Annotated in this window: 22 protein-coding genes and 1 pseudogene; 8 read left to right on the forward strand and 15 right to left on the reverse strand. The window is 36.4% G+C overall.

From position 1 onward, the window contains the following. Positions 1-10 precede the first annotated feature (10 nt). From QM959_RS02935 to QM959_RS02945, 3 genes and pseudogenes are all read left to right on the forward strand, one after another. Positions 11-454 (forward strand): PH domain-containing protein, encoded by a 444-nt coding sequence (locus QM959_RS02935; RefSeq protein ID WP_414371365.1) that lies wholly within the window; start codon positions 11-13, stop codon positions 452-454. A 96-nt stretch (positions 455-550) separates the two neighbouring features. After that, positions 551-1,477, forward strand: a complete 927-nt coding sequence (gene cysK, locus QM959_RS02940) for a cysteine synthase A (protein ID WP_414371367.1) — start codon at positions 551-553, stop codon at positions 1,475-1,477. Between the two features lie 217 nt (positions 1,478-1,694). Further along, positions 1,695-2,979: pseudogene (locus tag QM959_RS02945) on the forward strand (ISL3 family transposase). A gap of 68 nt (positions 2,980-3,047) precedes the next feature. On the opposite strand, the gene tsf reads toward QM959_RS02945, so the two are convergent. The 12 genes from tsf to yfmF form a co-directional block, all read right to left on the reverse strand. Next, a complete protein-coding gene (gene tsf / locus QM959_RS02950; RefSeq protein ID WP_247935510.1) occupies positions 3,048-4,088 on the reverse strand; it encodes a translation elongation factor Ts in 1,041 nt (346 codons plus the stop codon). Between the two features lie 78 nt (positions 4,089-4,166). Beyond that, positions 4,167-4,946, reverse strand: a complete 780-nt coding sequence (gene rpsB / locus QM959_RS02955) for a 30S ribosomal protein S2 (protein ID WP_000268459.1) — start codon at positions 4,944-4,946, stop codon at positions 4,167-4,169. Between the two features lie 224 nt (positions 4,947-5,170). Then, entirely contained in the window at positions 5,171-6,394 is a 1,224-nt protein-coding gene (gene pcsB, locus QM959_RS02960) for a peptidoglycan hydrolase PcsB (RefSeq protein ID WP_414371369.1), read from the reverse strand. Positions 6,395-6,487: 93 nt separating this feature from the next. Beyond that, positions 6,488-6,982, reverse strand: coding sequence for a rod shape-determining protein MreD (mreD, locus tag QM959_RS02965; protein ID WP_414371371.1), 495 nt, complete (start codon positions 6,980-6,982; stop codon positions 6,488-6,490). Further along, positions 6,982-7,800: a rod shape-determining protein MreC gene (mreC, locus tag QM959_RS02970; protein WP_414371373.1), complete on the reverse strand. Its 819-nt coding sequence runs from the start codon at positions 7,798-7,800 to the stop codon at positions 6,982-6,984. Before mreC ends, mreD begins: the two co-directional genes overlap by 1 nt. A 59-nt stretch (positions 7,801-7,859) precedes the next feature. Further along, positions 7,860-8,654 (reverse strand): energy-coupling factor transporter transmembrane component T family protein, encoded by a 795-nt coding sequence (locus QM959_RS02975; protein ID WP_247935506.1) that lies wholly within the window; start codon positions 8,652-8,654, stop codon positions 7,860-7,862. Continuing rightward, positions 8,647-9,486, reverse strand: coding sequence for an energy-coupling factor transporter ATPase (locus QM959_RS02980; protein ID WP_414371375.1), 840 nt, complete (start codon positions 9,484-9,486; stop codon positions 8,647-8,649). The genes QM959_RS02975 and QM959_RS02980 overlap by 8 nt, the downstream gene beginning before the upstream one ends. Beyond that, complete coding sequence (locus QM959_RS02985; RefSeq protein ID WP_247935504.1) at positions 9,471-10,298, reverse strand: energy-coupling factor ABC transporter ATP-binding protein; 828 nt, start codon at positions 10,296-10,298, stop codon at positions 9,471-9,473. The genes QM959_RS02980 and QM959_RS02985 overlap by 16 nt, the downstream gene beginning before the upstream one ends. Further along, positions 10,295-10,840, reverse strand: a complete 546-nt coding sequence (gene pgsA / locus QM959_RS02990; protein ID WP_414371378.1) for a CDP-diacylglycerol--glycerol-3-phosphate 3-phosphatidyltransferase — start codon at positions 10,838-10,840, stop codon at positions 10,295-10,297. The genes QM959_RS02985 and pgsA overlap by 4 nt, the downstream gene beginning before the upstream one ends. Before the next feature lie 10 nt (positions 10,841-10,850). Further along, a complete protein-coding gene (rodZ, locus tag QM959_RS02995; RefSeq protein WP_414371380.1) occupies positions 10,851-11,678 on the reverse strand; it encodes a cytoskeleton protein RodZ in 828 nt (275 codons plus the stop codon). A gap of 41 nt (positions 11,679-11,719) precedes the next feature. Further along, positions 11,720-13,003, reverse strand: coding sequence for an EF-P 5-aminopentanol modification-associated protein YfmH (gene yfmH, locus QM959_RS03000; protein WP_414371382.1), 1,284 nt, complete (start codon positions 13,001-13,003; stop codon positions 11,720-11,722). Next, positions 13,000-14,250, reverse strand: a complete 1,251-nt coding sequence (yfmF, locus tag QM959_RS03005) for an EF-P 5-aminopentanol modification-associated protein YfmF (protein ID WP_414371383.1) — start codon at positions 14,248-14,250, stop codon at positions 13,000-13,002. Before yfmF ends, yfmH begins: the two co-directional genes overlap by 4 nt. A gap of 158 nt (positions 14,251-14,408) precedes the next feature. On the opposite strand from yfmF, the gene yaaA reads away from it, so the two are divergent. After that, a complete protein-coding gene (yaaA, locus tag QM959_RS03010) occupies positions 14,409-14,777 on the forward strand; it encodes a S4 domain-containing protein YaaA (RefSeq protein WP_414371385.1) in 369 nt (122 codons plus the stop codon). Between the two features lie 2 nt (positions 14,778-14,779). Further along, positions 14,780-15,877, forward strand: a complete 1,098-nt coding sequence (recF, locus tag QM959_RS03015; protein ID WP_414371387.1) for a DNA replication/repair protein RecF — start codon at positions 14,780-14,782, stop codon at positions 15,875-15,877. A 50-nt stretch (positions 15,878-15,927) separates the two neighbouring features. Here the strand turns inward: recF and guaB are convergent, their stop codons facing one another. Together guaB and trpS are read right to left on the reverse strand one after the other, a co-directional pair. Continuing rightward, positions 15,928-17,406: an IMP dehydrogenase gene (guaB, locus tag QM959_RS03020; protein WP_000073412.1), complete on the reverse strand. Its 1,479-nt coding sequence runs from the start codon at positions 17,404-17,406 to the stop codon at positions 15,928-15,930. Between the two features lie 151 nt (positions 17,407-17,557). Then, complete coding sequence (gene trpS, locus QM959_RS03025; RefSeq protein WP_414371390.1) at positions 17,558-18,583, reverse strand: tryptophan--tRNA ligase; 1,026 nt, start codon at positions 18,581-18,583, stop codon at positions 17,558-17,560. A gap of 206 nt (positions 18,584-18,789) precedes the next feature. On the opposite strand from trpS, the gene QM959_RS03030 reads away from it, so the two are divergent. Beyond that, positions 18,790-20,412, forward strand: a complete 1,623-nt coding sequence (locus QM959_RS03030; RefSeq protein WP_414371392.1) for an ATP-binding cassette domain-containing protein — start codon at positions 18,790-18,792, stop codon at positions 20,410-20,412. 59 nt (positions 20,413-20,471) lie between these two features. Continuing rightward, on the forward strand, positions 20,472-23,015 hold the full coding sequence (locus QM959_RS03035) for a YfhO family protein (RefSeq protein ID WP_414371395.1): 2,544 nt from the start codon (positions 20,472-20,474) through the stop codon (positions 23,013-23,015). Between the two features lie 29 nt (positions 23,016-23,044). Here QM959_RS03035 and QM959_RS03040 read toward each other — a convergent pair whose 3' ends face one another. Then, positions 23,045-25,687 (reverse strand): YhgE/Pip family protein, encoded by a 2,643-nt coding sequence (locus QM959_RS03040; RefSeq protein WP_414371397.1) that lies wholly within the window; start codon positions 25,685-25,687, stop codon positions 23,045-23,047. A 127-nt stretch (positions 25,688-25,814) separates the two neighbouring features. Between QM959_RS03040 and QM959_RS03045 the strand changes: the two genes are divergently transcribed. After that, complete coding sequence (locus tag QM959_RS03045) at positions 25,815-26,357, forward strand: TetR/AcrR family transcriptional regulator (protein ID WP_247935494.1); 543 nt, start codon at positions 25,815-25,817, stop codon at positions 26,355-26,357. Positions 26,358-26,520: the final 163 nt, after the last annotated feature.

Here is a 26,520-nt window from a genome sequence, read left to right on the forward strand (position 1 = left end):
AGGAGAAAATATGGCATTTGGTAAATTCATTCAAGGACTCGCTGGTAACTTTAGCGAGCAAAACAAAGAAACTCTTATCAAAGAATATGGACAATATCTACTAGAAAATGAAGAAATCCAAAATGGATATAAACTGATTCGTGACTCAATTATATTTACAAATATCCGTATTATCTTTACAGATAAACAAGGCGCTACTGGTCGTAAGATGTCCGTTAAATCAATTTTTTTGATGAATATTGTTAACGTTGAAATGGAAACTGCAGGAGCAGGCATAGATGATAGTGAAATTACTATTACTTATTTAGAAAATGTCTTTCTAAAAGCACATAATGAGCATTTTAGTGCTCATAAATTTGAATTCCCTAAGAAAACGGATATCGTTCCACTCTATACCTATTTACTAGAGTTAGCTTATCACAATCGCTTAAAAATTAATGGCTTAGACCTATGATATAAAAAAATCCTATCGCTCCGATAGTATTTCTATATTTTACAAATTTTATAGATAGCGTTATACTAGAAATATCTTATACAAAGAGGTATTCATATGTCTATTTATAACAACATTACTGAATTAATCGGACAAACACCGATTGTTAAACTCAACAACATCGTGCCAGAAGGTGCTGCGGACGTCTATGTAAAGCTTGAAGCATTTAATCCTGGTTCATCTGTAAAAGACCGTATTGCCCTTAGCATGATTGAAAAAGCTGAGCAAGACGGTATTCTGAAACCAGGTTCTACTATTGTTGAAGCAACAAGTGGAAATACTGGTATTGGACTTTCATGGGTAGGTGCTGCTAAAGGATATAAAGTTGTCATCGTTATGCCTGAAACTATGAGTGTAGAACGACGTAAGATTATTCAAGCTTATGGTGCTGAACTCGTCTTAACTCCTGGTAGTGAGGGAATGAAAGGTGCTATTGCTAAAGCTCAAGAAATCGCTGCTGAACGTGATGGTTTCCTTCCTCTTCAATTTGACAATCCAGCTAATCCAGAAGTACACGAAAGAACAACAGGAGCTGAGATATTAGCTGCTTTCGGTAAAGATGGATTAGATGCCTTTGTTGCTGGAGTTGGTACCGGTGGAACAATTTCTGGTGTTTCTCATGCACTCAAAACAGCAAATTCAGGTATTCAAGTTTATGCAGTAGAAGCAGATGAATCTGCTATTCTATCTGGTGAAAAACCTGGTCCTCACAAAATTCAAGGTATCTCAGCTGGATTTATTCCTGATACACTTGATACAAATGCCTATGATGGTATCATTCGTGTAACCTCAGATGATGCTCTTGCACTTGGCCGTGAGATTGGTGGAAAAGAAGGATTCCTTGTTGGTATTTCTTCAGCTGCAGCTATCTACGGAGCCATTGAAGTTGCTAAGAAATTAGGTAAAGGTAAGAAAGTCCTTGCTCTTGCACCAGATAACGGCGAACGTTATTTGTCTACAGCACTCTATGAATTTGAAGTGTAGTCTCCTAAATGCGCTTAGCCCTTATAATAGGGCTTTTTGTTTACCTTGAAAAGTAGAAACCTCTCCCTATAGGAGTCTACTGCATAGAAAAAAGGGGCTCTATAATATTTGTAGTGGGTAAATCCCCTATGGATATTATGGAGCCTATTTTGTTGTAGAAAAAAGTCCCATAAGATCTATAATGAAAAGCAACCAAACCATCATTAGAAAGATTCATGTGGAACAATTACATTTTATCACAAAACTGCTCGATATCAAAGACCCTAATATTCAGATTTTAGACATCATCAATAAGATACACACAAAGAAATCATCGCTAAACTAAATTATAATGCCCCATCTTGTCCTGATTGTGGAAGTCTAATGAAGAAATATGACTTTCAAAAACCGTCGAAGATTCCTTACCTCTAAACGACTTGCAAGCATACTAAAATCCTTCTGAAAAAACGCCGTTTTAAGTGCTATCAGTGCTCAAAAATGGCAGTCGCTGAGACTTCCCTCGTCAAGAAAAATCACCAAATCCCTCGTATCATCCACCAAAAGATTGCTCAAAAGTTGATTGAAAAGACTTCTATGACCGACATTCCCCATCAGCTGTCCATTTCAACTTCAACTGTTATTCGCAAGCTCAATGACTTCCGTTTTAAGCATGATTTTTCTCGTCTTCGTGAGATTATGTCCTGGGATGTTGAAACAGTCAGGGGAGTGACTGTTTCAATCGGGAGATGAAGATGAGCTTCATTGCGCAAGATTTTGACAATCTCAATATCATCGCTGTTCTTGAGGGAAGAACACAAGCTGTCATCCGAAATCACTTTCTGTACAACAATCGAACTGTTAGCTGCCAGGTGAAAATCATTACTATGGATATGTTTAGCCCTTATTATGAATTGGCTAAGCAACTTCGCTTTCGAATTTCTAGGCAGGTTGAAACAGTCTCCCAGACTGTTTTACCCCAACATCTAAGCCGTGCTATGAGTCGTGTCCGCGTCCAAATCATGAATCAGTTTCATCGAAAGTCTCATGAATACAAGGCTATCAAGCGATATTGGAAACTCATCCAACAGGATAGTCCTAAACTCAGCGATAAACGTTTTTATCGCCCTACTTTTCGTATGCACTTGACGAATAAGGAGATTCTAGACAAGCTTTTGAGCTATTCAGAAGACTTGAAACACCACTGTGATCTCTATCAGATCTTGCTTTTTCACTTTCAGAATAAGGAGCTGGAGAAATTTTTCGGACTCATTGAGGACAATCTAAAGCAGGTTCATCCTCTTTTTCAGACTGTCTTTAAGACATTTCTCAAAGACAAAGAAAAAATCGTCAATGCCCTTCAGTTACCCTATTCCAACGCAAAACTGGAGGCTACGAATAATCTCATCAAACTTATCAAGCGCAATGCATTTGGATTTCGAAACTTTGAAAACTTCAAAAAACGGATTTTTATCGCTCTGAATATCAAAAAAGAAAGGACGAAATTTGTCCTTTCTCGAGATTAGCTTTTCTTCAACCCACTACAGTTGACAAAGAGCCAAAAAAGGAAGCAATTTAGCTTCCTTTTAAATTATTAGTTATTCAAGGCTGCTGCCATTGTAGCTGCAACTTCAGCTTCGAAGTCGTTTGCAGCTTTCTCAATACCTTCACCAACTTCAAAGCGAGCGAACTCAACTACTGAAGCGTTAACTGATTCAAGGTATGCCTCAACTGTCTTGCTGTCATCCATGATGTAGACTTGTGCAAGAAGTGTGTAAGCTTGGTCAACTTTAGTGTTATCAAGCATGAAGCGATCCATTTTACCTGGGATGATTTTGTCCCAGATTTTTTCTGGTTTGCCTTCTGCAGCCAATTCAGCTTTGATGTCAGCTTCAGCTTGAGCGATTACTTCATCAGTCAATTGAGCTTTTGATCCGTATGCCAAGTGTGGAAGTGCTGGTTTACCAACCATTGCACGGCTTTCGTTATCTTGGTCGATGACGTGGTTCAATTGAGCCAATTCATCTTTCACAAATTGTTCGTCCAATTCAGTGTATGAAAGAACAGTTGGTTTCATTGCAGCGATATGCATTGAGATTTGTTTTGCAAGAGCATCGTCTCCACCTTCGATCACAGAGATAACACCGATACGGCCACCGTTGTGTTGGTATGCACCAAAGTGTTGTGCATCTGTTTTTTCAATCAAAGCAAAACGACGGAATGAGATTTTTTCTCCGATAGTTGCTGTTGCAGACACATATGCAGCTTCAAGAGTTTCACCTGAAGGCATTGTCAAAGCAAGAGCTTCTTCGTTGTTAGCTGGTTTTCCTTCAGCAATAACTTTAGCTGTAGTATTTACCAATTCAACGAATTGAGCGTTTTTCGCAACGAAGTCAGTTTCAGCGTTTACTTCAATAACTGCTGCAACATTACCGTTAACATAAACACCAGTCAAACCTTCTGCAGCAACACGATCAGCTTTCTTAGCTGCCTTAGCCATACCTTTTTCACGAAGCAATTCAATCGCTTTTTCGATGTCACCGTCTGTTTCTACAAGCGCTTTTTTAGCGTCCATAACACCGGCACCAGATTTTTCACGCAACTCTTTTACAAGTTTAGCTGTAATTTCTGCCATTTTGATTCTCCTATATTTTTTAAAAATAGGAGAGCCGGGCTAAGCCCCGCCCTCCTAGGTAATTACTATTTATATAAATTAAGCGTTGTCGCCTTCTACAACTTCAACGATTTCTTCAATTGAATCTGCTTGAGCTTCTGAAGCTGCAAATTCTGCTTCAACTGCTGCTGCATCTTCACCTTGACGTCCTTCGATGATAGCGTCAGCCAATTTAGCAGTAATCAATTTAACAGCGCGGATAGCGTCATCGTTAGCTGGGATGATTACATCGATATCATCTGGATCTGTATTTGTGTCAACCATCGCTACAACTGGGATTCCCAATTTTTTAGCTTCTTTAACAGCGATTTGCTCTTTATGTGGGTCAACTACGTACATCACATCTGGGATACGAGGCATATCCTCGATACCACCCAAGAATTTTTCAAGACGTGCACGTTGTTTGTTAAGAAGTGCAACTTCTTTCTTAGGAAGAACTTCGAAAGTTCCATCTTCTTCCATACGTTTGATTTCTTTCAAACGAGCGATACGTTTTTGGATTGTTCCCCAGTTTGTAAGAGTTCCACCCAACCAACGGTGATTGATGAAATATTGACCTGAACGTACTGCTTCTTCAGCAACTGCATCAGCTGCTTGTTTCTTAGTACCAACGAACAATACAACTGCATCGTTAGCCGCTGCATCACGCATGAAATCGTAAGCTTGGTCAGCGTATTTTACAGTTTGTTGCAAGTCGATAACGTGGATTCCGTTACGTTCAGTGAAGATGTACTTAGCCATCTTAGGGTTCCAGCGACGAGTTTGGTGACCAAAGTGTACACCAGCCTCAAGAAGTTGTTTCATTGAAATTACTGCCATGAGTATTTCTCCTTTTTGTTTTTTCCTCTTCTTGACTTCAACTCGCAAAACGACCCAAGGGCAACTGTTTCACAATTCATCAAGAATGAGTATTATCGTTCACACGACAAGTTTCATTTTACCATACTTTTTCAATATTTTCAAGCGATTTTAGTAGATTTTTAGAGTAAGTTCACTATATAAATCATAAAAGAGACTCAAATCGAGCCTCTTCGTTTTATTCATTAGTTTGGATAGATATATGTTACAAAACCTTCTGAAGTTGTAGTAGGATTGAACCATCCACGTTTGTTTCCGATTGTACGGTTTCCACCATAGTTTGATTCAGATACTTGGATACTTGTTGATGATGAAACAGCTGTAACCACGGCTACGTGTCCATATCCACCATCATTCCAACATGCAATGGCACCAACTTGAGGTGTAGATCCTGTGCGGAATCCTGCAGCAGCTGCACTTGTAGCCCACTGTGCTCCATTACCCCAGTAATCTCCAGCCCAAGGTGCCAATGTTTTAGCTCCCCATGTACACTCACCAATTGGATAACTTGAAGCGTTTGTACTGTATGTTGGACGATGTTTTACTGGTGCAGGAGTGTAGCTTGTTGATTCTGTTGAAGCACTACTTGAAGATGATTCAGATGAAGAAGCAGTAGATACTGCTTGAACTTCTGCTGTAAAAGTTGTATTCCCAGAAGCAACAACTGTTTGTTGTTGACTTGCTTGTTTAGCTTTATAAGCTGCTTCTGCTGCTGCTGCTGCTTTAGCTTCTGCTTCCGCTGCTGCTTTTTTCTCAAGTAAACTTGCTTTTTCATCCTCTGCAGTAGCCTTTTCAGCAGCAAGATTCAATTCTGCAGCTTTTAATTCTGCTTGTTTTGTAGTTAATGTTTGAGCATCATCAGCTAGTTTTTGCTGATTTGCAATAACTGTATTAATTGCATCATTGTTGGCTACTTGTTTTTCAGAAATAGCTTTTTTATCTGCTTTTTGTTGTTCCAACATTTTGTTGTTTGCAGACACGATTTCACTCATTGCAGCAACACGTGAAATAGCTTCTGTAATTGATTTTGAGTTTACAATTGTATTGATGTAATTTGTTGCAGCTCCATTTGTTTGAGCACTACGAGCTTGTTTTTGCAATGAATCATTACGAGATACAATATTCTTAGAAAGTTCTGTAATTTCACTCTCAAGCTTTTTAGATTCTGCTTGTAGTCTATCATTTTCAGATTGCAAGTTTGATTGCTCTGTTTGAATAGCAGATACTTGCTCCTGAATTTGATCAACTTGTTTTTGAGCTTCTTGTTGTTGTGCTGTTAAATTACTAATTTTATTATCTTGAGCAGCAATTTTGTCATCAGTAGTTTCTGCATGCGCAGTTGTTAAAACAGCAACTTGAGAAACCATTACTGTACTTAATAAAAGTGACGCTAAGATTTTTTTCTTCATATTACGTAGATACTCCTTCTTTTAAAGACAATACTAGTATACCAAAAAAAGGCCTAATGAATATTACGCCTTTGTTACATTTTTATTTCTTTCTTATAGGTAAAATTTTTCAAAAATAAACTGAAAAATAATCATCCATATAAGGTTCAAAATCATTGATGGCACTAAACTATAGACTATGAACAAAGATATACTATCCACAGTTAGACCTACCACTATTGCAAGTATATAAGCTCCCATCTCAAATAGAAAAGTCATGACAATAATTGCCAACATTCTCGTCCAACGATTCAATAAAATAACACTATTAAATTTATGGAGAAATGCCCCCAACAAGACGAATAACAGAGTCGCAATCCCTATCAAGTGGAAAAAGTAAATATCATAAACCAGACCCACTACAAAACAATAGGCTAAATAGAGATACTCTGATACTTCAATCGTCTCAAATAAGAGAAACAAAAATAGAAAATGACTAGCCAACTGCACGTGGGGAAAAAATGAGCCCAGAAGCTGACTAATATGGGCATCAATTAGAATAAAGAAAGGAAGCAATAAAAATACTCCAACCCGCTTCAACTGTCTCATTATGAATTCCCCACTAATTCTATCACATCAACATTATGCGTATCTGCACTCAATTTAACAGTTACTTCTCTTGTCAGATAGTCTGTACTATGCGTTGTAGCAATCACTTCACCAACTGGAATATCCGCAACATTAAAGTTTCCTAATCCACCAGTGGTCACCTTATCTCCCGCACTAATATCGCTATTACTATTTAATTGACTAATTTTGAGAACGTCATTTTCCTTGTCATAGCCAACAATAATTCCATAAATTGTAGTAGAACTATGTTGAATTTTAACCGAAATCTTATCAGCATTTTCCGTATTTGTCAGTAGGTTTACCATAGTAGAGTTCTCCTCTACTTTTGAAACACTTCCAATCAAACCACCATTTGCAATGGCTAACATGTTCTCAGAAGCCCCTTTTGATTTGCCTGCGTCTAGGGTTAACTCCTGCTTCCAAGATACCGGAGAACGCATAATTACATCTGCTGCTAAAGTCTTTGTAGCTTGCAATTTGGACTTCATATCAAGTAATTGGCGCAGTTGTTCATTTTCCGTCTTTAAACTTTCCGCCTCATTTGATTTAACTTCTAATTGGTAAATCTGTTTCTTCAAACTTTCATTTTCATTATATGTTCGTGTCAAGTGAGCCAAATCTGATTTGACAGAATCAAACAACTGAAAAGGTTTTTGTACAACTCTATCAACAAATGAGATTCCATCTCCTAATTTTGTAACAATTGCACTTGAATAAGTCGTCGCTAAGAGAGCTGACACAAGCAGAACAGTGACAAAAACAATAATGACATATTTTGATTTTTTAAAACGGTTCATATCCCTACCTTTATATCAAAAACTGTTACAGTAACTTTTAATCAATGCTTTAAAAGCTACTAAGATTTTAAGAAAAACAAGCAAGCACCAAGTATGATAATAACAAGAATGGTCAGCGTGTCCTTTCGAGTCCATTCCAGTTGTCGATATTGACTTCTGCCTTTTCCACCCTGATAACCACGCGCTTCCATGGCAATAGCCAAGGAATCCGCACGTTTTAAACTTGTCGCAAAAAGAGGAATCAAAATGGGAATCATAGCCTTCACCTTTTGAACAATGCTTCCTTCACCAAAATCCACTCCACGCGCTTTCTGTGCATTCATAATCCGCGTCGTATCATCCATTAAGGTCGGAACAAAACGCAAACTCATAGACAGCATCAATCCAATTTCATGAACTGGAACTTTCACACGCTTTAAAGGTGCTAACAAAGCTTCGACAGCTGATGCCAAACTTAAGGGCATGGTCGTTAAGGTTAACAAAGTTGAAAAGAAAATAATCAATACAAAGCGACAAAAAATAATTCCAGCTTGTTGCAACGCATAATCCGTGATTCTCACAAACGAAAACTCAAATAAAACATTCCCATTAGAAATAAAAAACAGTTGAAAAATAGTTGTGAAGGCAATCAAGAAAAACATAGACTTCAAGCCCTGAATAAAAAATGAAAGAGATACTCCTGACAAGGCAATAAATATCCCTGTCGCTATAAAAAGAATTAAATTCGTCAAGGGATTATTAGCCCAAAAAACGATTAAAATCAGTAGCATCATAGCCAGTAATTTGCTACGTGGATCCAACCGGTGAACAATCGAATCCCCTGGGATATAACGCCCCAAAATCATACTATCCATTTAGCGACTCCTTGAACTCCTCTATCTTAATCGGTAATCGTTTAAATGACACGCCTCTGTCAGCCAATCGTTTACAAAAGGCTGTAATTTTAGGTACTCCCAACTGCACTTCTTCCATGAAGACAACATCTTGAAAGACATCACTTGGTTTCCCACCCTTAACTAAACGTCCCTTTTCCATCACATAGACTTGATTCGCATATTCAGCAACATCATCCATCAAATGCGTTACCAAGACAATAGTCATCCCTGACTGGTGGAGTTTTTTGAACAAATTCATCAACTCTTTTCTCCCCAGAGGATCTAGGCCTGCTGTGGGTTCATCTAAGACTAATATAGCTGGATCCATGGCAAGTATGCCTGCAATGGCGACACGTCTCATTTGTCCACCTGACAGCTCAAACGGACTACGATCAAAAAGTGATTCATCAATTCCAACCAGAGCCAGTTTCTCACGCGCAATCTTCTCCGCATCTTCTTCAGAAATTCCAAAATTTTGCGGGCCAAAAGCAACGTCTTTCAAAACCGTTTCTTCAAAAATCTGATTTTCAGCAAACTGAAATACCAAGCCAACCTGTTTTCTAATTTGACGAATATCTTTATTTTTAGAAGTCGAGGTGATTAAGGTATCAAAAACCCGCACACTCCCTTGACTTGGAACCAACAAACCATTTAACAGTTGTAAAATAGTTGATTTACCACTACCTGTGTGGCCAATTAAAGCCGTATAAGAACCATCTTCAATCATCAAAGAAACATCTGACAAAGCTGTTGAAGCTAAGGGAGTCCCTTCTTGATACGTAAAACTCACATTTTCTAGAGCAATTCCCATAGCTTATCCTCTAGCTCACTTTCTGTCAAATAATTTTCAGGTAAATCATAGCCATTCTGGCTCAAAGAATGTTTTAATTGATTAGCAAAAGGATCGTCTAATCCAATTTGATCTAAATCATTTCGAGAGAAAAGCTCCCTTGGATTACTAGTTGATTCAATCGATCCTTTTTTCATGACCAATACACGATCACTCATGGCAACTTCTTCCAAATCATGAGTAATGGAAATGACTGTCATATCATAGTCTTTTCGAATTCCTTTTACTGTCTCAATGAGTTCTCTTCGTCCCTCAGGATCCAACATACTTGTCGCTTCATCTAGGATTAAAATAGCTGGTCTTAGAGCTACAACACCTGCAATAGCCACACGTTGCTTTTGGCCACCTGATAGACGCGCTGGCTCTCTCTTTTTAAAGTCCAACATGCCAACCAAATCCAGAGCTTCTTCCACTCTCCTTTTCATTTCTTGACGAGAAAGGCCCTGATTTTCCAAACCAAAGGCGACATCATCTTCAACAGTCGCTCCAACAAATTGATTGTCTGGATTTTGAAAAACCATACCGATTTGACGACGTATATTCCAAACATTTTCCTCAGTCAACCGTTGACCATCAATTACAATCTCTCCAGATTCCGCTTCCAATAAGCCATCAATTAACCGGACAGTAGTTGATTTACCACTACCATTATGCCCTACAATCGAAAGCCATTCTCCACGTTTCACGTGAAACGTAATATCTTTCACATCATAGTATTCCTGACTTTCCTTATAACGAAAAGAAAGATTTTTTACATCAATTATTGATTTCATTTCGAACCAAATGTCCCTTTAAATACATAGGCACTACCCTTGAAATAATCATAGCCAGAGTAGATAGTGAAAAACAAGGCTACATAAAGTAGAACTTGACCAATCAAAGTCCAGTGTAATAGCAAGAAAATAATGGCAAACATCTGACTGAAAGTTTTAATTTTTCCAGGCATTGCTGCTGCTAAAACTGTTCCACCAGTTTCAACCAATAAAAGCCTTAAACCTGTAACAGCTAATTCACGACAAATAATCACTGCAACAATCCAAGCTGGAGCCATACCTAACTCAATCAGCATAATAAAAGCCGACATAACTAGTAGTTTATCTGCCATAGGATCTGCAAATTTACCGAAATTACTGACCACATTCCATTTACGAGCTAAATATCCATCTAAATAGTCGGTAATACTGGCAACAGCGAAGATAATAGCTGCCACTATATGACCCTCTATCGAATTTCCTATCGTTAAAATAAAGATAAAAATAGGTATAAAGAGAATTCGACCTATTGTTAGGAGATTTGGAATTTGTTCTTTTTTCATTCGTTTTTCCTTAATTTTTAGTAAAGGTTACAGTGATTTTTCCAGTCTGAGCTGTTAATTTTGATAAGTCAACAGTCTGATTATCTACTGTTAAGGCAACGCCTTTGACAACACCTAAAGTAATGGTCACAGGATTTTTTGTTGAAACTGTTGTTTCCGCACTTTTATTATCCGGTGATAAGGTCACACCACCCTCAAGATCGCTTTCTGAAATACTAACCCAACTTCTAGCATCTGAGACTGATAATTGTAATTTTGCAGTTTCTTTGCTCGTTTTATAAGCAACTTCTACTCTATTTCCTTCACCTGATACACCTATAGCAGGTTCCATATTTGAAGAGCTACTTGATGAACTACTACTTGAAGATGAAGTTACAGAACTAGTCGAGCTTATTACTTGGACTACACTATAACTAGACGCAGATGAACGCTCCGGTTGAGTCTGGAGATAATTCCAAACATAATAAGTCACAAAAATGACAATCGATAATGCAAAGAGTATAAAATAAAATAAAGGTAAAAATGATGCCTTATTTTTCTTACTTGAACGTCTCCTACCTGTCAACTCGTCTTCATCAACATCTACTTCCTCATAAGTAATCATGCTTCCAGAATCATAAGCATCCAAGACAATTCTCTCATCTAGCTCAACTGCCCACGCATACTTTCGCAAAAAAGAACGAGTATAAAAGGGACTAGGAAGTTGATCAAAATCATCAGCTTCCATTGCCTCCAACATATCCAACTGAATTTCTGTTTTTTTGTGTAATTCTTCTAAAGTTAACCCTTGGTTGGTTCTAGCTAAACGTAAAACCTCACCAATTGTTTTTTTCCTCATACTTGTCATTCCTTCTTTCTAGTGTCTATTATGGTAGATTGCTACGATGGGAATATTGTAAAATCAACTATATCACCATCATCTATTAAATGATGTCCAGCATCAAGGACATCCTCTAAAGTAATTTCCTGTAAAATCTTCGGCAAATCAAAAATTGTCTCACCTTTTCCAAAAACATCATATTGCGTTGCAATAAATTCAAGAGAGTTCATGCTACTGAAAAATTCTCCAAACATCTCTCTTTTGATAATGTCTAAATGTTCCTCTGTAATATCTAAATCCTTTGTAAAATTACGAATAGCCTTCCTAAACTGATGAGATAAAGCAACTGGCTCTTTTGTATCCATTGTCAACATAACAAAATGAAAGCGACTTGTTACTTCAATTTCAAGAGATAAGGAAGCATCTACTTTACCTGATTCATATAATTTTTGAAAACGATCCGAAGTCCAACCAAACATCATTGCAAACAATAATTTTAATAAAATATGATATCGGTAGCAATCTGCCTTAGCAACTTCTCGCTTACCTCTAACTCCAATCGCTAGTTTGGGAGAAGATACTTCCATCCTCATGCTGTCTGTTTGCTTTACAGGCTGTAAAACAAACTTTCCTCTTGCTAGTTCCTGAACATCTAAATCTTCCAGTTCTTTTCTCTCAAAATAGTCCTGAACTAGCTCCACATCAAAATTGCCAACTAAAAACAGAGACATGTTTACAGGTTTGTAAAATCTTGTAAAATTTTCTTGCAAATTAGTTAAATTGATTTGGGAAATTGATTCCTCACTTCCAACTATATCAGTTGCTAAAGGTGTGCCAGGATACAGATTCGCTAAAGTTGAAAAGAATAAACACGAATCTGGATCATCTTGATACATTTCTCGTTCTTGCTGAATAATATCCTGCTCTCTTAAAATGGAATCTTCAGTAAAGTGTGCTGATGTTACCAATTCATCCAGTAAATCTAAATTCTCTAAGAGATAATCCGTCGATGAAAAAAGATAGTTTGTTTTTGTAAAACTTGTAAAGGCATTACTATCTGCACCTAGACTCGTAAAAGCCGACATCAAATCGCTAGAATCTTCTCTCTCAAATAATTTATGTTCAAGAAAGTGAGCAATTCCTGCAGGATATTGTTTTACACCTCTGTCAAATTCTGTGACAAGTGTATCTACTGAACCAAACTGGACAGTTACACTCCCGTAAACCTCTTTAAATTCCTTTTTAGGCAAAAGAGAAACTGTCAACCCATTTGACAAACGAGCTCGATAAACCATTTCTTTTACAGCTGGATAGTATTTTTCTTCAAAAACAACCTTTGTCATTCTATTCCTTCCATAAAGTAAATCGCTTGTAGTTTCACATTATTAGCTACTCTACAAATAGCCTCTTTGTCAACTTGCTCGAGTTTTGTAATCCAACTTTTAAAGTCTGCTGAAGATTTTCCAAGTAAGGCATTTTGATAAGCTCGTTCAATCAATGAACTTTGATTATCTTGAGAAAGTAACAAAGACCGACGAATCATTTCCTTGGTCTGCTCTAACTCAAGCTCTGTAAAATATCCTTTTTTTAAATCAAGCAGTTGATTATTCATCATTTTACGAGCCTGGTTCCTATTTTCTCGATCGATACCAGCATACATCCTCAAGAATCCACAAAATAAATCGAGCTGACTTGAAATAGTATAAGCCAATCCAGCATTTTCACGGACATTTGTAAATAGTTTAGAGTGAGCAAATCCACCAAGTAAACCATTCATTACAATCATGGGTAAATGTTGCTCATCACCATATTCAGAAGGACAATGATAACCCAATTCCAAAATGGATTGCCCCACATTTTTCCGAACCATGCCTTCTTGCAGGATATTGGAATAAGATTGACAATACTGAACCTTCACATCTCCTTTTCGACCTTTAAAGCCAAATGATTCTAATACATTTTTAATTTCAACCTCATTAAAATCACCTAGGAAAAAGAAATCGATTCGATCATTGGCCAAAAATTCTTGGAAACAAGAATAAGAACTTTGTGGAGTTTCAGCTAAAATACGATTTTGTAAATCACTATATTCCAATTTGAGACGTTCATCACGAAAAAATAATTTATCTAATTCTTTATGTGCGAAATAAAAAGAATCATCCATATCAGCTGCTAAACTTGCTAGCAATTGTTTTTTCTCAATTTCAAATAAGGCCGAATCAAACCCATTATCAACTACTACAGGTGAAAAAATAGTTTCTTTTACAAGTTCAAAAACCTGAGAAGTTAGCACATTTTTCCTACTTAAAAACTCATCACGAACATAGGTAAATGACAATTCTACAATATGACTTTGCCCTCTTCTGAAACAATTGGTTGACATATCTGTACCGTATAAACTGGCCAAATGTCTTCTCAAATTTTGAGAAGTGGGGTACATCTGATTAGCAGTCTCTAGCATACTCGCACTCAACATGCGACCTGCAATCGTATTGAGGGATAATGGAGCGGTAAAACGCACGGTGATTTTGTTCGTTTTAAACTTTTTTGATTGGATAAAATGTGTTGAAATTCCATGCACTAACTCCATGATTTACCTCCTTATATACAGACTTCTATTATATCACGAAAACCTGAAATTTTCTTGTTCTCTGTGACACTTTTGAAATAAAAATCGCTTACATTTCTCCCTGTTTCTCTCACTATTTTTAGGAAAATATGGTATAATACCAAAGATTGAGGTGAATTATGGAATACAAATTATTTGAAGAATTTATTACTCTCCAAGCACTACTCAAAGAGCTTGGAATTACACATAGCGGAGGAGCTATCAAATCATTTCTCTCTGAACATTCTGTTTACTTTAATGGGGAATTAGAGAGTCGTCGTGGTAAAAAACTTCGCATTGGTGATAAAATTGACATCCCTAACATGAATATTGACATCTTGTTGACACAACCTACTTCTGAGGAGCAAGAGGAATACCAAGCTGATAAAGTTGAAAAAGAACGAATCGCTAAACTTGTCAAGGAGATGAATAAGGGAGTAAAAAAAGATAAATCAAAACCTACTTCATCGCCCAAAAGCAAACAAGCTCCACGATTCCCTGGTAGATAATCATGTGGCTACAACACCTATCTCTCAAAACTTTTCGTAACTATAAAGAGACGAAAATAGAGTTTAATCCTAAATTAAATGTCTTTTTAGGACGTAATGCACAAGGTAAAACAAATATGTTAGAGGCTATCTATTTTTTAGCCTTAACACGTAGTCATCGAACTCGAACAGATAAAAATCTCATTCATTTTGATGAGGAACAACTTCATCTTTCAGGTCTTGTTCAGAAAAAAACTGGATCCATTCCTCTCGAAATTGAACTAACACAAAAAGGACGTGTAACAAAAGTTAATCACTTAAAACAGGCACGACTTTCAGATTATGTAGGACACATGAATGTTGTCTTATTTGCTCCTGAGGATTTACAACTAATTAAAGGAGCACCTTCGGTTCGACGAAAATTCATTGATATGGAGCTTGGGCAAATTAAGCCAATCTATTTATCAGATTTAACCAATTATAACCACATCCTAAAACAAAGGAACACTTATCTAAAATCAGCTCAAACAATAGATGAAACCTTCCTTTCAGTACTAGATGATCAGCTAGTCGATTATGGATGTCGTGTAATGAATCACCGCTTAGATTTCATAAAAAAACTAGAGCATTTTAGCCGTAAGAAACATTTTGAACTTTCTAATCAGATTGAAGAGCTGTCAATATCTTATCAATCTTCTGTCAAGTCAACTGACAAAGAAGACTTATCAGAATCTTTCAAAATTGCTTTAGAAAAAAGTAGATCCAGAGATTTATTTAAAAAGAATACTGGTGTTGGTCCTCATCGAGATGACATTTCTTTTTATATAAATGGGATGGATGCTAGTTTTGGAAGTCAAGGTCAACATCGTAGTCTCGTCCTCTCGATAAAATTGGCAGAAATCGAATTAATGGAAAGTATTACTAAGGAATCTCCAATATTACTGCTTGACGATGTTATGAGCGAACTTGACAACACTAGACAACTAAAATTATTAGAAACGATTTCTCATTCAATCCAAACCTTTATTACAACAACAAGCTTAGATCATCTTCAAAATCTACCAGAAAATCTAAGTATTTTCACCATTCAGGATGGTAAAGTTGCTGTAAATCAAACTTGACAATATTGTAAAAGAACTCCTGTTTTTACGGGAGTTCTTTTCATTGTTTTTTACATAGAATAATTTGGTGCCTCATTAGTAATTTGTACATCATGAGGATGGCTTTCTTTCAAACCAGCACCTGACATTTCTATAAATTGAGCATTATCGTGTAGCTCTTTAAGGTTAGCTGCACCACAGTAACCCATACCAGAGCGAATACCACCAATCATTTGGAAGACGATATCAGCTGCTGCTCCTTTATAAGCAACACGCCCTTCAATTCCTTCTGGAACGAGTTTGTTTGCTTCATTGACAGAACCTTGGAAGTAACGATCGCTTGAACCTTTCTTCATTGCTGCGATTGATCCCATACCACGGTAAGTCTTGAATTTACGTCCTTGGAAGATTTCAGTTTCACCTGGAGCTTCATCAGTTCCAGCAAACATTGATCCAAGCATAACAGCATTTCCACCGGCAGCAAGGGCTTTTACAATATCTCCAGAATACTTGATTCCACCGTCAGCAATGATCGTTTTACCATATTCACGCGCAACAGCTGCAGCATCGTAGATAGCTGTTACTTGCGGAACACCAACACCAGCAATCACACGAGTAGTACAGATAGAACCTGGGCCAATACCAACCTTGACAACGTCTACGCCTGCTTCATAAAGGGCACGTGCACCTTCAGCAGTAGCAATATTTCCAGCAATCAAAGTACGGTCTGGGAAATGAGCACGAATCTCAGCAATTTTACGCAAGACACCTGCAGAATGACCATGTGCAGTATCAATAACAATCGCATCCGCTCCTGCCTCAAAAAGAGCCTCTGCACGTTCAAATGTATCTGAAGTAACACCTACTGCACCTGCAACTAGAAGACGACCAAATTCATCTTTAGCTGCATTTGGAAACTCAATAACTTTTTCAATATCCTTAATAGTAATCAATCCAGAAAGACGGCCTTCCTCGTCAACCAAAGGAAGTTTTTCAATACGGTGTTCTTGAAGAATATTTTCAGCTGTTGCAAGATCTGTGCCAACTGGAGCAGTGACAAGATTTTCACTAGTCATATGGTTTGAGATTGGTTGGTTATAATCTGAAATAAAACGAAGATCTCGGTTTGTCAAAATACCAACTAATTTACGGTTTTCAAGAGTTTCAACTACAGGTACACCACTGATACGGTAACGTCCCATGAGTTCGTCTGCTTCTGCAATTGTATGCTCTGGAGTCAAGAAGAATGGATCAATGATAACACCATTTTCAGAACGTTTTACCTTGCGAACTTCATCTGCTTGTTGAGCAATTGACATGTTTTTATGGATAACTCCGAGACCACCTGCACGAGCAATAGCAATGGCCATTTGACTCTCTGTTACTGTGTCCATAGCAGCGGTAATAATTGGGATATTTAAAGTCAAATTATCTGCCAATTTAGTTGTTAAATCTGCATCATTAGGCAATACATGACTTTCAGCTGGAATAAGCAATACATCATCGAAGGTAAAACCTTTTTTCAAAAATTTAGTGTCCCAATTAGACATTCGAAGTTTCCTCTTTTCTTTCTTTTTGAGCTTGACTCTTTTTATATTGTATCTATCATACCATTCTATAAAAATTTGTCAAATGTTACAGGGGTAAATAAAAAACTATCTTTTCTTTGAGATAGAATTGATAGTTTCTTATAAAATAAACTTAGTTAAAGTAATTGAGTCCCATTGCCCCTTTAACCTCAGATAGAGTTTGACCCGCAACTTCACGCGCTCTTTCACTACCTTTTTGAAGCATATTATAAACTTCTCCCATATCCTTAGCAAATTCGATACGGCGCTCACGAATAGGACCAAGTTCACGTTCTAATATTTCAAGTAGATAACGCTTGGTCTTCACATCACCAAGACCACCTCGTTGATAATGTTCTTTCATTTCAGCAATTACTTGAGCATCTTCTGGACGACCAAAAACATCTAGATAATGGAAAACCATATTCCCTTCAATCTTGCCTGGATCCTCAACGCGAATATGATCTGGATCTGTATACATACTCATTACTTTTTTTCGCAAAGTATCCGCATCATCAGCTAAATAAATACCATTATTGAGTGATTTAGACATTTTAGAATTCCCATCTAAACCAGGCAAACGCCCTGCTCTCTCATTTTCTGGATAAATACCTTCCGGCTCTACCAAGACATCACAGTTATATGCATTATTAAAAGAACGAACAATTTCACGAGTTTGCTCAATCATTGGTTTCTGATCTGTCCCAACAGGAACATAATTAGCCTTGAAAGCTGTGATGTCAGCTGCTTGAGCAATCGGGTAGACCAAAAATCCTGTCGGAATACTTTCTCCAAAGCCTTTCTGAGCAATCTCTGTTTTTACTGTCGGATTTCGTTCCAAACGAGCTAATGAAACTAGATTCATATAATACATAGACAACTCAGCCAACTCTGGAATCTGGCTTTGAATAAAGATTGTTGATTTACTTGGATCCAATCCCACTGCAAGATAGTCCAAAGCAACATTCCCAATAGACTCTACAATAGTTTGTGGATCTTTTGCATGGTCAGTTAAAGCTTGCTGGTCAGCCAAAAAAATAAACATGTCATATTTATCTTCTTGCTGTAATAAGACACGATTTTTTAAGCTACCAACGTAGTGCCCAATATGTAATTTCCCCGTTGGACGATCTCCTGTTAAAATAATGGGTTTATTCATCTTATTCTCCTTTGATATAGTCCTTTCAATTATAGCATTTTTTTGATAAAAAGACAGGTAATTTTTTTTATCAAATAATTACGATTCCAACTCCTTAACTGTAAACTATCTGTAAACATCCTTTACAAATAATTGACAGAGAAAAATTTGAATATTTGCTGATTTTCTAGTAGAATTATAGTATTACATATAATAGGAGAAAAAAATTGCTAACAGTATCTGATGTTTCACTACGTTTTAGTGATCGCAAACTTTTTGATGAGGTCAACATCAAATTTACAGAAGGAAACACATATGGTTTAATTGGTGCTAACGGTGCAGGTAAATCAACATTTTTAAAAATCTTAGCTGGTGATATCGAACCTACAACTGGTCATGTTTCTCTTGGACCTGATGAACGTCTTTCTGTGCTTCGTCAAAATCACTTTGACTATGAGGATGAACGTGTTATTGATGTTGTTATCATGGGTAATGAAAAACTATACAACATCATGAAAGAAAAAGATGCTATCTATATGAAAGCAGACTTTACTGATGAAGATGGAGTTCGTGCAGCTGAGCTTGAAGGTGAATTTGCTGAACTAGGTGGTTGGGAAGCTGAGAGTGAAGCTTCACAACTCTTGCAAAACTTGAATATCCCTGAAGATCTTCATTACCAAAATATGAGTGAACTTGCAAATGGAGACAAAGTGAAAGTACTCCTTGCTAAAGCTCTATTTGGTAAACCAGATGTCCTTCTTTTGGATGAGCCGACCAACGGTTTGGATATCCAATCTATTACTTGGTTAGAAGATTTCTTGATTGATTTTGATAACACCGTTATTGTCGTGTCCCATGACCGTCACTTCTTAAATAAAGTATGTACTCACATGGCCGACCTTGACTTTGGAAAAATCAAACTCTATGTCGGAAACTACGACTTCTGGAAAGAATCTTCTGAGCTTGCTGCTAAATTGCTAGCAGACCGTAATGCTAAAGCAGAAGAAAAAATTAAGCAATTACAAGAATTCGTTGCTCGTTTCTCTGCTAATGCTTCTAAATCAAGACAAGCAACATCACGTAAGAAAATGCTTGATAAGATTGAACTTGAAGAAATTGTGCCATCCAGTCGTAAATATCCTTTTATCAACTTTAAAGCTGAACGTGAAATCGGAAACGATCTCTTGACAGTAGAAAATCTATCTGTCAAGATTGATGGTGAAACTATTCTTGACAACATCAGCTTTATCTTGCGTCCAGGTGACAAGACAGCTCTTATCGGTCAAAACGACATTCAAACAACTGCATTGATTCGTGCGATCATGGGTGATATCGACTATGAAGGAACTGTCAAGTGGGGGGTTACAACTAGTCGCTCTTACTTACCAAAAGACAATTCAGCTGATTTTGCTGGGAGTGAATCTATCCTTGACTGGCTCCGTCAATTTGCAAGTAAAGAAGAAGATGACAATACCTTCTTGCGTGGTTTCCTTGGTCGTATGCTCTTCTCTGGGGATGAGGTTAACAAACCTGTAAACGTCTTGTCAGGGGGAGAAAAAGTGCGTGTCATGCTTTCAAAACTTATGCTTTTAAAATCAAATGTCCTTGTACTTGATGATCCAACCAATCACTTGGACTTGGAATCTATCTCAAGCTTGAACGATGGATTGAAAAACTTTAAAGAATCAATCATCTTTGCCAGTCATGACCACGAGTTTATTCAAACTCTAGCTAACCATATCATTGTCTTGTCTAAAAATGGCGTCATTGACCGTATTGATGAAACCTATGATGAATTCCTAGAGAATGCAGAAGTACAAGAAAAAGTTAAAGAACTTTGGAAAGACTAAAAAAATTCAAAACTCAGTTGGGTTAACCAGCTGAGTTTTCTAACATTTTATGAGGTAACATGAAATTATTTTTTAAAACATATTGGACCTATTTTGTTTCTTTCATCATTCCCGTAATCATTATGATAGGAGTATATCTATCTCAAGGTATCTACTGGAATAGCGATACATCTCCACTATTAGGAGATGGGTTTCATCAATACGTTATTTTTGATGTAGCTTTACGAAATATCCTACATGGAAATAGTAGTCTGTTTTACACCTTTACAAGTGGTCTCGGATTAAATTTCTATGCCCTATCTAGTTATTACTTGGGAAGTTTCCTTTCACCTCTAGTTTATTTTTTTAATCTGTCGAATATGCCAGATGCTGTCTATCTGACAACTCTCTTAAAATTTGGATTAATTGGACTGTCAACTCACTTTAGTTTAAATAAATTATTTCAATCGATTCCTAAGCCTTTAAAACTAGCGTTATCTACTTCCTATGCTCTGATGAGTTTCTCTGTCAGTCAATTAGAGATAAAAACCTGGCTAGATGTTTTTATCTTGATTCCTTTAATTATCGCTGGTTTACATCTACTGATAACTGAAAAGAGATTCCTATTGTACTTTACAAGTCTGTCAATCTTATTTATTCAAAATTATTATTTTGGCTATATGACAGCTTTGTTTCTGATTTTCTGGTATCTCTGTCAAATTTCGTGGGACTTTAAAACTCGAAAATCATCTGTTCTTGATTTTGTTGTTACCTCCTTTTTAGCTGGTATGGCTAGTTTGATTCTGACTCTTCCTACTCTGTTTGATTTACAGACACATGGGGAAAAATTGACTGAAGTTACAAAGTTTCAAACTGAAATTAGCTGGTATCTTGATCTCTTTGCTAAGCAATTCATTGGTTCCTTTGATACAACAAAGTATGGGGCTATCCCAATGATTTTTGTTGGACTACTTCCCTTTATTTTGACCATTTTATTTTTTACACTTAAATCCATTAAGTTTCACGTGAAACTTATCTATGCAATTTTCTTTGCATTTCTAATTGCAAGCTTTTATATAGAAGTGCTTGATTTATTTTGGCAAGGTATGCATACTCCCAATATGTTTTTACATCGCTATGCTTGGATTTTCTCTACCTTGTTAATTTACATAGCAGCAGAAGTCTTAATTCGTCTGCAAGAAATTAAAGTCTGGAATTTTTTAGCTTCGCTTTTTCTTGTAGTAACAGGAGTTTTAGCTACCATCTATCTAAAATCGCATTATTCTTTTTTAACAGATTTGAATATTCTGCTGACTCTTGAATTTTTGGTTGTCTATTCTCTTTTACTCCTTGCAACTATTAAAAAGTTTATCTCTGTAAATCTATTTGCCATTCTAATCTCTTTATTTATACTGGTTGAAATGAGTTTAAATGCTTCATCTCAAATGGACGGAATTGCTAAGGAATGGGGATTTGCTTCTCTAAGTGCTTATAATCGAGATATCCCAGCTATGGAATCTTTCTCAACATATATTGGGAATCAATTTTCTCGTACTGAGAAACTAGAGACTCAGACAGGAAATGATAGTATGAAATTCAACTACAATGGAATCTCTCAATTTTCTTCTGTTCGAAATCGTTCAGCAAGCTCTACTTTGGATAAACTGGGGTTTAAATCCTCTGGGACTAATCTTAATCTCCGTTATGCCAATAATAGTATTTTGGCTGATAGTTTATTTGGAATCCAGTACAATATCTCGGAAACCCCTATTGATAAGTATGGTTTCCAAGTTGTATATCAAAAAGATAATCTTGCCCTATATGAAAATCAATTCTCTCTTCCAATTGCCTTTGCTAGTCAATCTGTTTACAATGATGTCAAGTTCAATGAACATACTTTAGATAATCAAGCCTCGTTTTTAAATCAACTTGCTAACGTCGATTTTGATTATTTTTCTCCAATACCTTATGAAAAAACTGAAAATACTGATGATTTGATTAGTGTTACAAGTTCTTCAAATGAGGATGCAGAAATCCAGTATCAAATTGAGGTTCCCGAAAACAGTCAAGTTTATCTTTCTTTCATAAACCTTCACTTTTCTAATGACAAACAAAAAAAAGTTGACATCCTTGTAAATGGAGAAAAGAAAACTTTTACAACTGATAATGTCTTCTCCTTCTTTAATCTAGGCTATACAAAAGAGAAAAAGACTTTCAATATCAATGTTAGTTTCCCTGAAAATTTACAAGTATCATTTGAATCTCCTACCTTCTATCGTTTAGATACCCAAACTTTAACTGAGGCAATTCAAAAAATCAAAGAACAGCCTGTAACAGTATCAACTTCTAAAAACAAGGTTTTTGCTACATATGATGTCCAACAAGATACATCTATTTTCTTCACCATTCCTTATGACAAAGGTTGGTCTGCCTACCAAGATGGTAAGAAAATAGAAATTAAACAAGCTCAAACTGGTTTTATGAAAGTTGATATTCCTAAAGGGAAAGGAACTATTACACTTTCCTTTATTCCCAATGGTTTTATTACTGGAGCAATTTGTTCCTTTACTTCTCTCTTACTATTTGGAACCTATAATCACAGACGAAAGTCATCTAAGGCATAAAAAATCGACCAATTAATCGGTCGATTTTTTTAATCTTCTTCCATTTTCTTAGGTTGATAGGCTAGCATACCTAAACCAATAAATAGAGCTAGTATCACGGCAAGGAAAATGACTTGATGATGAATATTTCCTGTCATAGAGATTGTTTGTCGTAATCCCGAAACTGAATAACTCATTGGTAACCAGGGATTAATAGCTCTAAAGAAATCATTTGTCAAAGCAAGTGGGTAAGTACCTGCACTTGATGCCAACTGTAATAAAAGCAAAATAAGAGAGAAGAAAGCTCCTATACGGCTATTCCATGTTGTTAAAGCGGTCACCATGGACATGAATACTAAACTTGTTAGGATAATGAGAATAAATGTTCTCATCTCATGATTTGCAGTTAGACCAATAATATGAACTCCTCCATATACCAAAATCCCTGCCAAAACAGCTATAATACCATTTATTTCTGCTCGAGATTTCAACCAAGCCCAACGGCTCTCTGGATGACGTCCTGAAGGCAACTTCGCAAAGATCATATTCGTTGATAATGCTGCAACAAAGAGAGCAACTGATATCATATAAGGAGCCATTGCAACTCCATTTACAGGAACTTGATCATTGTCAGTTTTGGAAAGACTGAGAGGATTTGACAAAATTTCTGCATTTTTAGATTCTGTTGATGCTGACTTGAGTTGATTACTAGCATTACCTAGTCCTTGTCCTAAAGAAGCAAGTCCTGTCTGTAAACCTTCCAAGCCAGAAGTTAACTTTGTTCCACCTTCTGCTAGTTTCCCAGCTCCATCTGCCAATTTATTAGCTCCATTCTCTAATTGAAAAACACCTGAAATTAACTGACTGGATTTGTCAGCTAGTTGGCTAGATCCTGACTGTAATTTATCAACTCCTGCTATCAATTCTTGACTCTTTTGATTCAATTGATTGGATCCGGTTGATAATTTTTCAATACCAGATACTAATTCTGGAGTTTTTTCAACTAATTGACCAGCTCCTGCTGTCAAGCTAGAAGATTTTTGTGTCAAGGTAGTTGATCCTGAAACTAGTTGGTCCAAACCACCTGTCAAGGTGGAATTTTTTTCACTTAGTTGACTTGCGCCTTTAGAAACTTTATCGACACCTGCAGTATATGCATTTACACCCGATGTAATCGACTGACTAGCAGGAACTAATTTGCTATTAACAGCTCCCTGTATTTCTGTTAATCCACTTGACAATCCTGTCAAAGAAGTAGAAGCAAGCGGTAATACTTGATTAGCTTGATTTTTTAAAATCGAAAGATTAGAAGATTGATTTTGTAAGTTTTCTAAACTTCCCTGTAAACCTTGAACTAAAGCTACAATTGACTGAGCTGATTGAATACTATCAGTCGAATTTTGAGATACAGAAGCACTTATCTCAGCTTGTTGCTCACTTGTCAATGATTGATAAGCTGCTGTCGATTTAATATTTGCTAATGTAGTTGATTTTTCAGACTGAGCACTTGCTAGCATTTGATTAGAAAGAGATACTATACTTGATAAAACAGAATCTAATTGTCTTGTATCTCCAACATCAGTATTTTGAATAGCTTGATTTAACTGATTCAGACCAGAGGATAATTGATTAATTTGATTTTTTTGCTCAGACGAAGCCTCTAACTTGCTAGAAAGTTGTTGAATCCCTTCACTTAATTGCTCTACCCCTATTCGAAGTGTAGCTGATTGATTGGATAACTGATTAGCACCTGTTGCAAGACTTCCCACTCCATTGGTGTAGGCACTAACACCAGATGAAAATTGATTAAGACCAGCATTGAGCTGAGAAACACCGCCAGTATAAGATTCTACACCAGTATACAATTGATTAATTCCCCTCACTAATTCAGGACTTTTAGAAGATAATTGGCCTAATCCGCTATCTAATTGACTCACTGCACCAGTATATGTAACTAAACCACTATTAAAATTCCCTAAGCCAAGATGAAGTTGTTCAACACCAGAGACATAAGAGGATAATCCTTTAGTAAACTGTTCCGTTCCATTTGAAAATGTTACACTTGAATCTGCTAAAGAGTGTAGGTTAGTAGTTAATGTTTGACTTCCTGTCGCTAACTGATTCGCTCCATCAGTTAATTTTTCACTACCAGAAGCTGCTTGACTCATCCCATCCTTTAAATCTACCATTTTGTTAAATAAAGCCTTAGTATAGGTCTCGGTTACATTGGTAGAAACATTCTGCTTTAATTGTGTCATAGCAGAATCACTCATCTTGCTTGCAATAAAACTATGACCACTTGAAGTCTGATAATCTATTTGCATTTGCTCTGAGTGATCCGTTAAAATAGAAGTTGCTTTTTCAGATAAATCACTTGGTAAAGTCACTACCATATAGTAATCACCATTTTCTAAGCCCTTCTTACCTTCTTCTTCATCTACAAAATGAAAATCCAAGGTTTTATTTTCTTTTAAATTGGACACCATGTCTTTTCCTATAGACATGCTATTACCATTATAGGAAGCCTCTTTATCATTATTGACAACTGCTACAGGTAAATCAGATAATTTACCATATGGATCCCACATTGAGGATAAAAATATGATATTGTACAGAGCTGGAATAAGAGAAATTCCTATCATGACAATAATAAAGGTTGGTTTTTTAAAAATTGCTTTCCATTCTTTAAACATAGTTTCTCCTTTTTTAAACATATTGTCTAAAATTTTGATATAATAGATTATACATTAAAAAATCTAAATTACAAGATAAAAAATCAATTTTTAGACACATAGTCTAATTTGTTTACAAGGAGGAAATATGCAAGAAAGTAACAAACGCTTAAAAACAAAGCGAACTATTGAAAATGCTATGGTCCAATTACTAATGGAAGAACCATTTGATCAAATTTCTACTGTCAAGTTAGCAGAAAAAGCCGGAATTAGTCGTTCCAGCTTCTATACTCACTATAAGGATAAGTATGATATGATTGAGCACTATCAAAGCAAGCTATTTCATACATTTGAATATATTTTTCAAAAACATGCTTATCACAAAAGAGAGGCTATTTTAGAAGTATTTGAATATCTAGAGTCAGAACCACTTCTGGCTGCCCTTCTTTCCGAAAATGGAACCAAAGAAATCCAAAATTTCTTACGAAATAAACTTCATATCATGCTCAGTACAGATTTACAAAAGCGATTTATGCAACTGAATCTCAATACCACTGAATTAGAATACAGTAGCATCTATCTAACTCACGCACTTTTTGGTGTTTGCCAAACTTGGATTGCACATGGAAAAAAAGAAAGTCCTCAAGAAATAACAGACTTCCTTATGAAAATGCTTGGTGATACAAATTGATACAAAAAAGGGAACAACACCATGTTCCTTTTTATCGGCTCTATAATATTTGTAGTGGGTAAATCCCCTATGGATATTATGGAGCCTATTTTGTTGTAGAAAAAAAGTCCCATATGATCTATAATGAAAAGCGACAAAACAACTCATTAGAAAGATTCATATG

Source organism: Streptococcus mitis (assembly GCF_047459985.1).
Lineage (GTDB): Bacteria > Bacillota > Bacilli > Lactobacillales > Streptococcaceae > Streptococcus > Streptococcus mitis_DZ.